The sequence below is a fragment of the Dickeya fangzhongdai genome, assembly GCF_002812485.1.
Lineage (GTDB): Bacteria > Pseudomonadota > Gammaproteobacteria > Enterobacterales > Enterobacteriaceae > Dickeya > Dickeya fangzhongdai.
Window position 1 is genome coordinate 1144123 of sequence record NZ_CP025003.1, and the last position, 12580, is coordinate 1156702.

The 12580-nt window shown below is 56.5% G+C and carries 15 protein-coding genes; 9 read left to right on the top strand and 6 right to left on the bottom strand.

The annotated features are described in order from the left end of the window. Nucleotides 1–158 precede the first annotated feature (158 nt). Nucleotides 159–992: a tRNA cyclic N6-threonylcarbamoyladenosine(37) synthase TcdA gene (gene tcdA, locus CVE23_RS05290; RefSeq protein WP_100849052.1), complete on the top strand. Its 834-nt coding sequence runs from the start codon at nt 159–161 to the stop codon at nt 990–992. Here the strand turns inward: tcdA and csdE are convergent. Next, a complete protein-coding gene (gene csdE / locus CVE23_RS05295; RefSeq protein ID WP_049854456.1) occupies nt 980–1423 on the bottom strand; it encodes a cysteine desulfurase sulfur acceptor subunit CsdE in 444 nt (147 codons plus the stop codon). The two genes, tcdA and csdE, sit on opposite strands and share 13 nt — an antisense overlap. A 3-nt stretch (nt 1424–1426) precedes the next feature. After that, the gene (gene csdA, locus CVE23_RS05300) at nt 1427–2632 is read right to left on the bottom strand and encodes a cysteine desulfurase CsdA (protein ID WP_049854457.1); all 1206 of its coding nucleotides are present in this window, start codon (nt 2630–2632) and stop codon (nt 1427–1429) included. 171 nt (nt 2633–2803) lie between these two features. Between csdA and CVE23_RS05305 the strand changes: the two genes are divergently transcribed. The 4 genes from CVE23_RS05305 to rlmM all read left to right on the top strand — a co-directional run bounded on the left by CVE23_RS05305 (nt 2804) and on the right by rlmM (nt 5844). Next, complete coding sequence (locus tag CVE23_RS05305; protein WP_038918071.1) at nt 2804–3025, top strand: YgdI/YgdR family lipoprotein; 222 nt, start codon at nt 2804–2806, stop codon at nt 3023–3025. 354 nt (nt 3026–3379) lie between these two features. Next, nucleotides 3380–4306, top strand: coding sequence for a transcriptional regulator GcvA (locus CVE23_RS05310; protein ID WP_038661551.1), 927 nt, complete (start codon nt 3380–3382; stop codon nt 4304–4306). Nucleotides 4307–4355: 49 nt separating this feature from the next. After that, nucleotides 4356–4742, top strand: coding sequence for a DUF423 domain-containing protein (locus tag CVE23_RS05315; RefSeq protein WP_038661549.1), 387 nt, complete (start codon nt 4356–4358; stop codon nt 4740–4742). Between the two features lies 1 nt (nt 4743). Next, complete coding sequence (gene rlmM, locus CVE23_RS05320; RefSeq protein ID WP_100849053.1) at nt 4744–5844, top strand: 23S rRNA (cytidine(2498)-2'-O)-methyltransferase RlmM; 1101 nt, start codon at nt 4744–4746, stop codon at nt 5842–5844. Between the two features lie 52 nt (nt 5845–5896). On the opposite strand, the gene xni is transcribed toward rlmM, so the two are convergent. Together xni and ppnN are read right to left on the bottom strand one after the other, a co-directional pair. Continuing rightward, a complete protein-coding gene (xni, locus tag CVE23_RS05325) occupies nt 5897–6658 on the bottom strand; it encodes a flap endonuclease Xni (protein ID WP_049854458.1) in 762 nt (253 codons plus the stop codon). Between the two features lie 53 nt (nt 6659–6711). Further along, nucleotides 6712–8076 carry a nucleotide 5'-monophosphate nucleosidase PpnN gene (gene ppnN, locus CVE23_RS05330; protein ID WP_038661540.1) on the bottom strand — a complete coding sequence of 455 codons (1365 nt, stop codon included), beginning with the start codon at nt 8074–8076 and terminating at the stop codon, nt 6712–6714. A 261-nt stretch (nt 8077–8337) separates the two neighbouring features. Between ppnN and syd the strand changes: the two genes are divergently transcribed. From syd to CVE23_RS05350, 4 genes are all read left to right on the top strand, one after another. Further along, entirely contained in the window at nt 8338–8886 is a 549-nt protein-coding gene (gene syd, locus CVE23_RS05335; RefSeq protein ID WP_038918074.1) for a SecY-interacting protein, read from the top strand. Nucleotides 8887–9566: 680 nt separating this feature from the next. Further along, on the top strand, nt 9567–9887 hold the full coding sequence (locus CVE23_RS05340) for a YqcC family protein (protein ID WP_038918076.1): 321 nt from the start codon (nt 9567–9569) through the stop codon (nt 9885–9887). Between the two features lie 2 nt (nt 9888–9889). Continuing rightward, the gene (gene truC / locus CVE23_RS05345; protein ID WP_100849054.1) at nt 9890–10663 is read left to right on the top strand and encodes a tRNA pseudouridine(65) synthase TruC; all 774 of its coding nucleotides are present in this window, start codon (nt 9890–9892) and stop codon (nt 10661–10663) included. Nucleotides 10664–10691: 28 nt separating this feature from the next. Next, entirely contained in the window at nt 10692–11144 is a 453-nt protein-coding gene (locus CVE23_RS05350; RefSeq protein ID WP_038918078.1) for a flavodoxin, read from the top strand. An 89-nt stretch (nt 11145–11233) separates the two neighbouring features. Here CVE23_RS05350 and CVE23_RS05355 read toward each other — a convergent pair whose 3' ends face one another. Beyond that, entirely contained in the window at nt 11234–11620 is a 387-nt protein-coding gene (locus tag CVE23_RS05355; RefSeq protein ID WP_038661528.1) for a DUF3461 family protein, read from the bottom strand. Nucleotides 11621–11742: 122 nt separating this feature from the next. Continuing rightward, nucleotides 11743–12567 carry a 2,3,4,5-tetrahydropyridine-2,6-dicarboxylate N-succinyltransferase gene (gene dapD, locus CVE23_RS05360; protein WP_038661525.1) on the bottom strand — a complete coding sequence of 275 codons (825 nt, stop codon included), beginning with the start codon at nt 12565–12567 and terminating at the stop codon, nt 11743–11745. Between the last annotated feature and the right edge of the window lie 13 nt (nt 12568–12580).

The window sequence follows — 12580 nt, forward strand, 5'->3', positions numbered from 1 at the left end:
TAAAGTCGTCACCTGTCAAAACGGTAAATAATGACGGCAGGGTGCAAGTGCCGGCTGTGGAGAAACGCAGCGTGTGGAATAGATTGCCGTTATCCGCTGCGCAAATGGTCCTGACTGGGGTATCATCGCTGCCGTTTGTGATTGAGTGAAGGTGGGCGATGAGTACGCAATTATCCGAGAGTTATCTGCAACGCTTTGGCGGTACGGCGCGTTTGTACGGTCAGCGGGCGTTGTCGCTGTTTGCCGGCGCGCATGTGTGCGTGATCGGCATTGGCGGGGTAGGGTCCTGGGCGGCGGAAGCGCTGGCGCGCACCGGTATCGGCGCGATTACCCTGATTGACATGGATGATGTGTGCGTCAGCAACACCAACCGGCAGATTCATGCCCTGCGTCAGCACACCGGGCAGTTGAAAACCGAGGTGATGGCGGAGCGAATTCTGGCGATTAACCCGGAATGCCGGGTGACCTGCGTCGATGATTTCATCAGCGCCGATAATGTGGCGGAACTGCTGGACAACAATTTCAGCTATGTGATTGACGCTATCGATAGCGTGCGCCCCAAAGCCGCGCTGCTGGCCTGGTGTCGCCGCAATAAAGTGCCGGTGGTGACCACGGGAGGAGCGGGAGGGCAGATTGACCCGACCCGTATTGAGGTCGCCGATCTGGCGAAAACCATTCAGGATCCGCTGGCGGCCAAGTTACGCGAGCGGTTGAAGCACGATTTTAATATCGTTAAAAACAGCAAGGGCAAGCTTGGCATCGACTGCGTGTTTTCCAGCGAGCCGCTGATGTACCCACAACCGGATGGTTCGGTTTGCGCGTCTCGCAGCACCGCTGACGGCGTGAAACGTATGGATTGCGCCTCAGGCTTCGGCGCGGCGACCATGGTGACCGCCACTTTTGGCTTTGTGGCGGTTTCCCATGCGTTGAAAAAAATGATGGCGCGCGATGCCCGGCAGGCGCAGGCCGTCGCGTTGAATCAGGATTCGTGACGGGCGATGTCGTGGATGCGGCTGGCCAGCGCGGCCAGCCCGCCGGCGCGTGATGCGCTGAGTTCGGCGCGCAGTCCCAGCCGGTCAAACAAAGCCAGCGGGTCTTGCTGTTGCAGCATTTGCGCGGTTTTGCCTTCCACCGCCGTCAATAGGATTGCCAGCAGCCCACGTACGATGCGGCCGTCGCTGTCGCCGTAAAAATGCAGGGCGCCGTCCGTCCGCCGTTGATATCCCAGCCAGACGCGGTTTTCACAACCGGACAGTTCGATATGTTCCTGACGACGTGCGTCCGGCAGCGACGGCAAGGATTTGCTCAGCAGGATCAACTGACGGTAGCGTTCTTCCCAGGAGCGACAGGCGTCAAAACGCGTCGTCAGCGCCGCTTCATCAATTTCAGTGCCAAACGGATGGCGTGTAGAATCGGTCATCATCAATCAATCCATCAGTAATTCAAGCGCTTTTTGGGTAGCCAGGACCAGATGGTCCACGTCCTGCGGCTGGTTATACGGCGCAAATGAGGCCCGCAGCGTGCCGGGCACGCCCAGCGCCGCCATCAGCGGCTGAGCGCAATGGTGTCCGGCTCTCAGAGCGATGCCGTCCTCTGCCAGCAGGGTCACCAGATCGTGGTGGTGTACGCCTTCGATAGTGAACGACAACAGGCTGGAACCGGAAGCGCGGAAGCTGCGAAAACCGGGTAACGCGCTCAACTGCTGTTCCGCATCGCTCGCCAGCGCGACGCTATGCCGATCCGCCGCCGGACGGTCCTGTTGCTGCCACCAGTCAATGGCGGCAGCCAGGCCGATCACCCCGGCAATGTGCGGCGTACCGGCTTCGAAGCGCTGGGGAATGGCTTGCGGCGTGAAACCGTCAAACGACACTGCCGTCATCATTTTTCCGCCGCCCTGCCAGGGCGGCATGGTTTCCAGCAGGGCCGGTTTGCCGTACAGCACGCCGATGCCGGTAGGACCATACAGTTTATGGCCGGAGAACGCGTAAAAGTCGATATCCAGCGCCGTCACGTCGGTCGTCGTGTGCGCAATGCCCTGCGCGCCGTCGACCATCACCACCGCGCCGGCCTGATGCGCCAGCGTAATCGCTCGTTTCAGGTCCGGCATGCCGCCGGTCACATTCGACATCTGCCCGATAGCCAGCAGGCGGGTCCGGGCGTTGATCAATGAGGGCAACAGCTGAAGATCGGGCAGACTATCCGCGCCAATCGGCAGCTTTACCACCCGCGCTCCCGTCTGCTGCGCCACCATCAGCCACGGGATCAGATTGGCATGGTGCTCGGCTTCGCTAACCAGGATCTCATCGCCGGGTTGTAACCGCGGGCGGGCATAACATTGCGCCACCAGATTGATCGCTTCCGTCGTGCCTTTGGTCCAGACGATGCCGCGTGCCTGCGCTGCGCCAATGAAATCCGCTACTTTTTCGCGCGCCTGCTCAAACGCTTCCGACAACTGCCGGGCGGCGCGGTGCTGGCTGCGATGAACATTGCCCGTTTCACTGGCGTAGTGGTGCTGAACCGCGGCGATAACCGCGTCGGGCTTCAGCGCCGTGGCTGCGCTGTCAAGATAGACGCCGGGCTGGCGAAGCGCGGGAAATTGCTGGCGAAAATACGGGGCGTTGAACGGTTTCATGTCGATCCTCTGTTGAGCGACAGATCCTGTCCCATTTTTGCGGCTGAAACAAGTTTAGGACGATCCTGAACGAAAACCTCGTTCAGCTTGCTACCCTTAACCTTGCTTGATTCGGAGTTTAATAATGACTAATGCCTTTATGAAGGCATTAAAAAATACCAGGAGTTAAGTATGAAGAATAAAATTGTAATTCTTGTCGCTCTGGGCCTGGCATTATCGCTGTCAGCCTGCTCCAGCAATTATGTGCTGGAAACCTCCGACGGACGGACCATCATTGCCGATGGCAAGCCGAAGGTGGATGAAGAGACCGGCCTCATCAGTTACACCGATGCCTATGGTCATCATCAACAGATTAATCGTGATGCGCTGAGATCGATGACGGAAGCGAAGTGATCGATATCTTCTGGTCAATGCAATATGGGCAAAAAAAAAAGCACCGCAAAACGCGGTGCTATGCAAAAATCACTTAGACAGACAGGGTAAATGTACAGGAAATGAAAAGGTAGCATCGCTACCACGTCTGAAATGCAGACAGTAAACAAATAGCAAACACAACATCACAACCACAAGCCAAAAGCACATCGGTCAACCTTACGCACTTTTCGTTCCGGCTCAGGGAAGTGGCGCTACTATAGGTATTTGCTGGTGCATCCTCAACGGACAATTTATAATGCCTCGGATTACAAAAACTAATGGCAAATCGCGGTAGTGTTTACCGGGGTAAGCCGCATACGAAGAATCCGGTTTATGTCGAAACGATTGCCGCCCCTCAATGCTTTGCGCGTCTTTGACGCTGCTGCCCGCCACCTCAGTTTTACCCGCGCGGCCGAAGAGTTATTCGTTACCCAGGCTGCCGTCAGCCATCAGATCAAATCGCTGGAAGATTTTCTCGGCCTGAAACTGTTCCGCCGCCGTAACCGGTCGCTGTTGTTGACGGAAGAAGGGCAGAGCTACTTTCTGGACATCAAGGAAATCTTTTCCGCCCTTAATGAAGCGACCCGCAAGCTGCAGGCTCGTAGCGCCAAAGGCGCGCTGACGGTGAGTCTGCTGCCTAGCTTCGCCATTCACTGGCTGGTGCCGCGTCTGTCGAGTTTCAATACGGAATATCCGGGCATTGATGTGCGAATTCAGGCGGTGGACCGGGAAGAGGAACGACTGTCGGATGATGTGGACGTGGCGATCTTCTACGGACGCGGCAACTGGCCGGGATTGCGGGTGGAAAAGCTGTACGCGGAGTATCTGTTGCCGGTTTGCGCGCCGCAATTATTGGCCGGGGAGCACCCGCTGAAAACGCCGGGGGACCTGATATGGCATACGCTGTTGCATGACGCCTCGCGGCGTGACTGGATGGCCTATACCCGCCAGTTGGGGATAACTCAGATTAATGTGCAACAAGGGCCGATTTTCAGTCATAGCGCGATGGTGTTGCAGGCGGCGATTCACGGCCAGGGGGTCGCGCTGGCCAACAATGTGATGGCGCAGACGGAAATTGAGGCGGGCAGACTGGTGTGCCCGTTCAATGATGTGCTGGTCAGCAAAAACGCGTTTTATCTGGTTTGTCATGACAGTCAGGCGGAACTGGGTAAAATAGCCGCCTTTCGCCAATGGATTCTGGCTCGTGCGGCCAGCGAACAGGAAAAGTTCCGCTTCCGCTACGACAACAGTGCGCGCTGAATCCGCCGGGTTCAGCCTCTTTTTCTTGATATATGGAATAGATCAAACGATGAACAGCCGTTTCATGCTGATATTCGCCGCTATCAGCGGGTTTGTATATGTGGCGTTGGGGGCGTTCGGCACGCATGTGTTGAGTAAATCGCTGGGCGAAGCGGAAATGTCCTGGCTGCACACCGGGCTCCAGTATCAGGCGTTTCACACGCTGGCGATTCTGGCGCTGTCGGCGGCGATGCATCAACGGGCGAATGTCTGGTTTTACTGGAGTGCGGCGTTTCTGGCGCTGGGTACGCTGCTGTTTAGCGGCAGCCTGTACTGTCTGGCGTTGTCGCACCTCAAACTATGGGTATTTGTCACTCCGGTGGGGGGCGCGTGCTTCCTGACGGGCTGGCTGTTACTGTTAATTGGAGCCTTACGCTTAAAGAAAAAGGCTGAGTAGCATGAATAAAGTGATTTTGTACTGCCGCCCTGGATTTGAGAAAGAGTGCGCGGCGGAAATTACCGACAAGGCGGCGCGTTATAACGTCTATGGCTTTGTACGGGTAAAGGATAACAGCGGGTATGTGATGTTTGAGTGCTACCAGCACGAAGACGCCGATCGGCTGATTAAGGAATTACCGTTCCAGGAACTGATATTTGCGCGTCAGATGATGGTATGCGGCGAATTGTTGCGCGATCTGCCGCCGGAGGATCGCATCACGCCGATCATCGGGATGCTGACCGGGGCGCTGGAGCGCGCCGGAGAGCTGCGGGTTGAAGTGCCGGATACCAACGAAAGCAAGGAACTGATGAAGTTCTGCCGCAAGTTCACGGTGCCGCTGCGCGCTGCGCTGCGGGAAAACCGCATCCTGCTGGCACAGGAGAAAGCCAGCCGTCCGGTTATTCATGTGTTGTTCATCGCTCCCGGTTGCTGCTATGTCGGTTATTCCTACAGCAATAACAATTCACCGTTCTATATGGGGATTCCGCGGCTGAAGTTCCCTGCGGACGCCCCAAGCCGCTCGACGCTGAAGCTGGAAGAAGCATTTCATGTGTTCGTGCCGGCGGACGAATGGGACGAACGCCTCTCCAGCGGTATGTTTGCGGTGGATCTGGGCGCTTGCCCCGGCGGCTGGACCTATCAACTGGTGAAACGCAGTATGATGGTTCACGCCGTCGATAACGGCATGATGGCGCCGAGCCTGATGGATACCGGGCAGGTGATCCACCATCAGGCGGACGGTTTCCGCTTTGAGCCGCCGCGTAACAATATCTACTGGCTGGTGTGCGATATGGTGGAAAAACCGGCCAAAGTCACCAGCCGTATGGCTGACTGGCTGGTCAATGGCTGGTGTCGCGAAGTGATCTTCAACCTTAAGCTACCGATGAAAAAGCGCTATGAAGAAGTGACCCAGAATCTGGCCTTACTGGCGCAGCGGATGGAGGAGAACGGCATCAATTTTGAGATTCATGCCAAACACCTCTATCACGATCGTGAAGAAGTCACCGTTCATGCACGGCGTATCTGGGGTGCGATTCCCGGCCGGCGCGACGAACGTTGAGTTTCTGCCGCTGCCGGGCGTGATGCCTGTACGTGTCGGTGGTTAACGCCGTTTAACCCGATGCGGGCAGGCGTAGCTGCTGCAGGTTGCCATTGAGTACCAGATCGGTTCTGAGCGTGGCGACCTGACGGCTGCGGTAAGCCATGTCCTGCTGGGCTTCCAGCTTGCGGCGCCATTTCTCCGGTATCTGCTCCAACTGCTGGTATAGCGCCTCCAGCGAACCAGCCTGTTGCAACAGCTGGGCGGCGGTTTTCGGCCCAATGCCGCTCACGCCGGGGATTTTGCTGCTGCTGATCCCCGCCAGCCCCCAGTAATCCGGCAACTGTTCGGGCTGAACGCCGAACTCCTGCTGGATGAACGGCACGTCCAGCCAGCGCTTCTGAAAGTAATCCCGAATACGAATGGTCGGCGCCAGTAACTGACAGTAACCCTTGTCGGTCGAGACGATGGTGGCTTGATGCCCTTGCGCGGCGACTTTACAAGCCAGCGTGGCGGCCAGATCGTCAGCTTCGTTGCCCGGCGAGTGCCAGCTCTCCACCCCGGATGCCAGAAAGGCGTCCCTGATCTGCGGCAGTTCCTGCGACAGATTTTCCGGCATGGGCGCGCGGCCGGCCTTGTATTCCGGCAGCAACTGGTGGCGCCAGCTCTGATCCCGCTGTTCGTCATCAAAGACGGCAACGGCATGCGTGGGTTGACTGTGCTGTATCAACTGGCCCAGCGCGTGCCGGCAGGCAGTCAGGCAAGGAGAACCTTGTACCGCATGAATGCGTCGGATCAGGTTGAGCGCGTCGACAATAAGCAGATGTACGGCCATAAGCGGTAGTCATGTGAGTCGCCGCCGGCCTAGCGCCGGCGGCGAACTGATGGTCAGGAACAGATTTCGTAGCACGGGACGTAAGCGCTGCCAGGCAGCTTCATACGCTGCTGGGACACGAAGTCCTGCAACAGCCGGTCCATGCTTTTCATGATGTCGGCATTGCCGTGCAATTTGTAAGGGCCGTATTCTTCGATGGCCCGAATACCCGCCTCTTTGACGTTACCGGCCACGATACCGGAAAACGCCCGGCGCAACGTGGCGGCCAACTGTTCGGCCGGCTGGTCGGGATGCAGATTGAGGTTAGCCATGTTCTCGTGCGTCGGCTCGAACGGCAGTTGCAAGTCCGGCGCGATACGCAGCGACCAGTTGAAGCTGTAGGCGTCGCCGGTGTGGCGGCGGTGTTCTTTCACCTGCGGCATGGTTTTTTTCATCTGCCGGGCCACTTCGGCGGCGTCGTTGATGATGATGGAATAATAACGGCGCGCCTGGCGACCCAGCGTACTAACGATGAACTCGTCAAGCACCCGGAAGTAGTCGGCGCTTTCCTGCGGGCCGGTAAGAATAATCGGCAACACCTGCTCGCTGTTGGCCGGGTCCATCATGATGCCCAGCAGATAGAGGAACTCTTCCGCGGTGCCAACCCCGCCCGGGAAAATCACGATGCCGTGGCCGATGCGCACAAACGCTTCCAGACGTTTTTCAATGTCCGGCATGATGATCAGTTCATTCACCAGCGGATTGGGCGGCTCGGCGGCGATGATGGACGGCTCGGTCATGCCGATGAAACGCCCGTCCCGGTAACGTTGCTGGGCATGGCCCACGGCGGCGCCTTTCATCGGGGCTTCCATCGCGCCAGGTCCGCAACCGGTACAGATGTTCAGCTCGCGTAAGCCGAGCTGGCTGCCGACTTTACGGGCGTACAGGTATTCGGTTTCATTGATCGAATGACCGCCCCAGCACACCACCAGATTCGGCTCCTCGCCCACGTGCAGCGCTCTGGCGTTGCGCAGGATGGAGAACACAAGATTGGTGATGTGGGTGGAATCTTCGAGATCCAGGTTTTGATAACGCCCGGCGCTGGCGATCTGGCCGTTCACAAACAGGATATCGCGCAGCACGGCGAACAGGTTGGCCTGCAACGAACGGATAATCTGCCCGTCGACAAATGCTTCTTCCGGCGGGTTGACCAGTTCCAGTTTCACGCCGCGCTCACGACGCAGCACGTTGATGTCGAAATCCTCGTAGCGGGAGAGCAACTCCTTGCTGTTGTCCGTCTGACTGCCGGAGTTCAGGACGGCGAGGGAACAATTGCGGAATAGCCGGTAAAGATCGCTGCTGGCGGTGCTTTTCAGCATATCCACTTCCAACTGCGACAGTAAATCCATGGACCCTAACGGGCTGATATGTGTGATCATACTACTCCCTGAAACGCAGTGTGCGACGACAGTTGTTCAAGACGTTTGCCCAACACGCAGGTTCGATGCGTTTGTGTGATACGTTTCTTTGCTATCTCACCTTAACGTGTCGAAGAGCCTTTTGCCAATGCAGGGTGACCTTCCAACGATAAAGTTGCGCGGCGTTACGCACTTTGATGCGTATTCTGTCGACGGCAGGCGTTATAGTCGGGATAGAATGTGTATTCAGTGAAATCCGACAGACTCAGATTGAGAGGTAAGATGGAGCAGCAGGTATCACAGGCGCTGAACGCATTCACCCAGCGTTATGTCGAATTATGGCAACGGGAAACGGGCCATCCGCCAGCCAGCGAGGATTTGTACGGCGTGGCCTCGCCCTGCATCGTCGCCACGCAGGATAGCCGGGTGCACTGGTTGCCGCAGGCGCCGGTCGTGCCTGCGCGGCTGGATGGCGTTGAACGGGCGCTGGAGATTCAACTGCACCCGGATGCGCATGCCTTTTTCACCAGCCAGTTCGCCGGCGACATGACGGCTCGCTTTGATGATTTGGAATGCACGCTGCTTCAGGCCTGGAGCGAAGACGATTTTATCCGTCTGCAGGAGAACCTGATTGGTCACCTTTTGACACAAAAACGACTAAAATTGTCACCTACGTTATTTCTTGCGACAACGCATTCTGAAATGGCGCTAATCTCTTTGTGCAACCTGAGCGGCGAAGTTGTGCTGGAAGAATTCGGAACACGCCAGCGTCGAGTGTTGTCATCGGATCTGGTTGATTTTCTGTATAAGCTGTTGCCATTGATTCCATAATGCTGAATCGCGTTTCGCTTTTCGACGTGTGAGAGATCTCTTACATTGCGTGTAAGCGATCTCTTATCTTTAATATTAAACTAAGATTTCCGTTTAATTTTTGCATTATTAATTAATGAATTAATGGTGTTCGTCAATAAACCGTGTTTTTTATGCGGCTATTGGGGCGTTTGGGTGGCTTGCTGATTCGGTTTAATTAATACATCTTATTATTCAGTTTCGTAACACGGTAACAGGGTATGTCGACCATGCCAGGAGGGCAGGGAGTCAATTGCTGTTACAACCAGACTCTTTTTTCAGGATGAAATAAGGGACACCTCCAGGAAGGAGAATGAGAGCCGGCCTGGGAATGCCGGTGGGGCAGGAGCCTAAAGGAATGCGATCACGGATGATTATGAAGGATCGACCGTCACGGATGAAAGAGGGATCGCCAGCAAGGATTGTGGGTTAGGAAGACCATCAAGGACAAGTTTTCAAGGACGAGCAGGGAAGCAACAAGGTAGCGGGACTGCTGCAAACGAACTAAGAGGGAACCGAGAAATCGGTTCCCTCTTTTCGTTTTTACCTGTTGCCGCTCAGTACGCGCATTCCGGTTGCGGGGGATGCATCCGGGATGCCAGAACAGGACAACGATGCTATGCTTTGCCGCCCTGTTACCAAGCCTGATGAGACCCCGGCCCATGAGTGTAGAGATTCGCATCCGACAATCGCTGTTCGCTATCGAGCATGCCCTGAAGGCGAGCCCGTTATGGCAGTCTTCTGCGCCTGATGAGGCGGCGTTTGCCAGTCAGGAGCCGTTCTGCATTGATACGATGGCGGCCGAACAGTGGCTGCAATGGGTATTTCTGCCGCGTATGCACGCATTACTGGACAGCGGCGCGCCGTTGCCGGCCCGGCTTGCCATCCTGCCTTATTTTGAGGTGGCGTTCGACGGGCGTTCGGATGATGTCGGTGAATTGCTGACGCAGTTGCGTGCGTTGGACGTATTGTTTGAGGAATGAGGATGCTGGAGATTGTCTATCAGGATGAGCATCTGATTGCGGTGAATAAACCGGCAGGCTGGCTGGTGCACCGTAGCTGGCTGGATCGCAAGGAAAAAGTGGTGGTGATGCAAACGGTACGCGACCAGATTGGTCAGCACGTGTTTACCGTGCACCGTCTGGACCGTCCTACTTCCGGCGTGCTGTTGATGGCGTTGTCCCCTGAGGTGGCGCGGCTACTGGCGCAGCAGTTCGAGCAGCATCAGATGGAGAAAACCTATCATGCGGTGGTTCGCGGCTATGTGATGGAAGACGGCGTGATTGATTATGCGCTGACGGAAGAGCTGGATCGCATCGCCGATAAATACGCCGACCCCGACAAAGCGCCGCAGCCTGCCGTCAGCCACTATCGGGTACTGGCGTGTGCCGAGATGCCGGTGGCGATCGGGCGTTATGACACCTCTCGCTACAGCCTGCTGGAATTGAGCCCCAGGACCGGACGCAAGCACCAGTTGCGGCGACATATGGCGCATTTGCGTCATCCTATTATTGGGGATACTACCCACGGCGACCTGCGCCAGAACCGCGGTATGGCGGCGCACTTCGACTGCGCCCGCCTGATGTTGCACGCCAGCCGCTTGTCGCTGACTCACCCGGTTACCAACGAGCCGCTGGTAATATCGGCACGCTGGGACGAACCCTGGCAGGGCGTAATGACGCAATTCGGCTGGCAAGGCAGTCTCCCTGATGTTGAAAGGGTTGAGTTTCCTCAGGCGTCGGGTCAGGATAACGCCTGACGTCAGCATAAACAGGAGAATCAGCGTCATGGCGCAAGTCGGTATTTTTGTTGGCACGGTGTACGGCAACGCGTTGCTGGTGGCGGAGGAAGCGGAAAGCATCCTTAAGACGCACGGGCATGAGGTAAAGATTTTCGAAGAGGCTTCGGTAGATGACTGGCTGGCTTACAGCCAGCTGACGGTGCTGGTGGTGACCTCCACCACCGGTCAGGGGCAGTTGCCGGAGTCTATCGTGCCGTTGTACGAAGCGCTGCGTGAAAAAGTCGGTTATCAGCCGGATTTACGCTACGGGCTGATTGCGCTGGGCGACAGCAGCTACGATAACTTCTGCGGCGGCGGCCATCAGTTTGATGCGTTGTTGCAGGAGATGGGCGCGAAGCGCCTGGGCGAGTTGCTGGAAATTGATGCGGCCGAGCATCCGGAACCCGAAGTGGTTTCCTGCCCGTGGGTGGAGTCCTGGGCCGCGTTGCTGGATAAGTAATGCCGGGAGCCAGTTGTGAAAACGGGGCCTTTCAGGCCCCGTTTCTTATGCTGAATCGGCTGCGTTACAGCCTTGTCGACGACACCCACTCAGCGCTGGGTCAGTTTTTCCAGATCGGCTTCGATTTCACTGATCTTGTTGGTGACTACGCTTTCCAGATGACGCAGGTCGGACAGAATCTTGCGCTTCAAATCCACCTCAACCTGATCGCGCTGGCAAATCTGATCGAGCTCGTCCACGACATAGCGCAGATTGGGGCTGATCTCGTTGATTTCTTTGTAACCCTGCCCGGCGTTATCTGCGACGATGGTTTTGCGCTGGCGCGGATATTTGAACTTGACGCTTTTAGCGAAAAATTCCCCTTTATCCTTGCGAAAGTAAATTTTCAGAATATCGTTGCTGGCTTCCTGGCGGAGGCTATAGCGGTCGATATCTTCCGGGTTGGAAATCCCAAGACTTTTCAGATTGTCGTACATAACACCACCTTTCTTGTTTTACGTCGGCTTGAAAAACTGGGCCAGTATTGTTGGTCGTGACGGCTTGATGCCGTAAAAAATGGCGGGTCATAACCCGCCATTCAGTTTAGTCGATAGTGGTATTAGTCGATAGTGCGTAATAACTCATTAATTCCCACTTTACCGCGGGTTTTCGCATCCACTTTTTTCACGATCACTGCGCAGTAGAGGCTGTAGCTGCCGTCTTTAGATGGCAGGTTGCCGGATACGACTACCGAGCCCGCCGGTACGCGGCCGTAATGCACTTCGCCGGTTTCACGGTCGTAGATTTTGGTGCTCTGGCCGATGAACACGCCCATTGAGATCACCGAGCCTTCTTCCACGATCACGCCTTCCACGACTTCGGAGCGGGCGCCGATGAAGCAGTTGTCTTCGATGATGGTCGGGTTAGCCTGCAACGGTTCCAGAACGCCGCCGATGCCGACGCCGCCGGACAGGTGCACGTTTTTGCCGATCTGAGCGCAGGAGCCGACGGTCGCCCAGGTGTCAACCATCGAGCCTTCATCGACATAGGCGCCGATGTTGACGTAAGACGGCATCAGTACGGTGTTACGGGCGATAAACGCGCCCTGACGTACGCTGGCTGGCGGCACGACGCGGAAACCCTCACGCTGGAAACGCGCTTCGTCGTAACCGGCGAATTTCATCGGCACTTTGTCGTAGTAGCGGGTTTCGGCTCCTTCCATCAGTTGGTTGTCATTGATGCGGAAAGAGAGCAGCACCGCTTTCTTCAGCCACTGATGCGTCACCCACTGGCCGTTGATTTTCTCAGCCACACGCAGCACGCCGCTGTCCAACTGGCTGATAACCTGATTCACCGCTTCGCGCGTCACCGTGTCCACGTTGGCCGGGGTGATGTCTGCGCGACGCTCAAATGCGGTTTCGATGATGTTCTGTAATTGCTGCATCCTGTTTCTCTTT

Bases quoted from the DNA above. Each gene is read 5' to 3' on its own strand.
- tcdA (WP_100849052.1), top strand. From the start codon at position 159: ATGAGTACGCAATTATCCGAGAGTTATCTGCAACGCTTTGGCGGTACG.
- csdE (WP_049854456.1), bottom strand. From the start codon at position 1,423: ATGATGACCGATTCTACACGCCATCCGTTTGGCACTGAAATTGATGAA.
- csdA (WP_049854457.1), bottom strand. From the start codon at position 2,632: ATGAAACCGTTCAACGCCCCGTATTTTCGCCAGCAATTTCCCGCGCTT.
- CVE23_RS05305 (WP_038918071.1), top strand. From the start codon at position 2,804: ATGAAGAATAAAATTGTAATTCTTGTCGCTCTGGGCCTGGCATTATCG.
- CVE23_RS05310 (WP_038661551.1), top strand. From the start codon at position 3,380: ATGTCGAAACGATTGCCGCCCCTCAATGCTTTGCGCGTCTTTGACGCT.
- CVE23_RS05315 (WP_038661549.1), top strand. From the start codon at position 4,356: ATGAACAGCCGTTTCATGCTGATATTCGCCGCTATCAGCGGGTTTGTA.
- rlmM (WP_100849053.1), top strand. From the start codon at position 4,744: ATGAATAAAGTGATTTTGTACTGCCGCCCTGGATTTGAGAAAGAGTGC.
- xni (WP_049854458.1), bottom strand. From the start codon at position 6,658: ATGGCCGTACATCTGCTTATTGTCGACGCGCTCAACCTGATCCGACGC.
- ppnN (WP_038661540.1), bottom strand. From the start codon at position 8,076: ATGATCACACATATCAGCCCGTTAGGGTCCATGGATTTACTGTCGCAG.
- syd (WP_038918074.1), top strand. From the start codon at position 8,338: ATGGAGCAGCAGGTATCACAGGCGCTGAACGCATTCACCCAGCGTTAT.
- CVE23_RS05340 (WP_038918076.1), top strand. From the start codon at position 9,567: ATGAGTGTAGAGATTCGCATCCGACAATCGCTGTTCGCTATCGAGCAT.
- truC (WP_100849054.1), top strand. From the start codon at position 9,890: ATGCTGGAGATTGTCTATCAGGATGAGCATCTGATTGCGGTGAATAAA.
- CVE23_RS05350 (WP_038918078.1), top strand. From the start codon at position 10,692: ATGGCGCAAGTCGGTATTTTTGTTGGCACGGTGTACGGCAACGCGTTG.
- CVE23_RS05355 (WP_038661528.1), bottom strand. From the start codon at position 11,620: ATGTACGACAATCTGAAAAGTCTTGGGATTTCCAACCCGGAAGATATC.
- dapD (WP_038661525.1), bottom strand. From the start codon at position 12,567: ATGCAGCAATTACAGAACATCATCGAAACCGCATTTGAGCGTCGCGCA.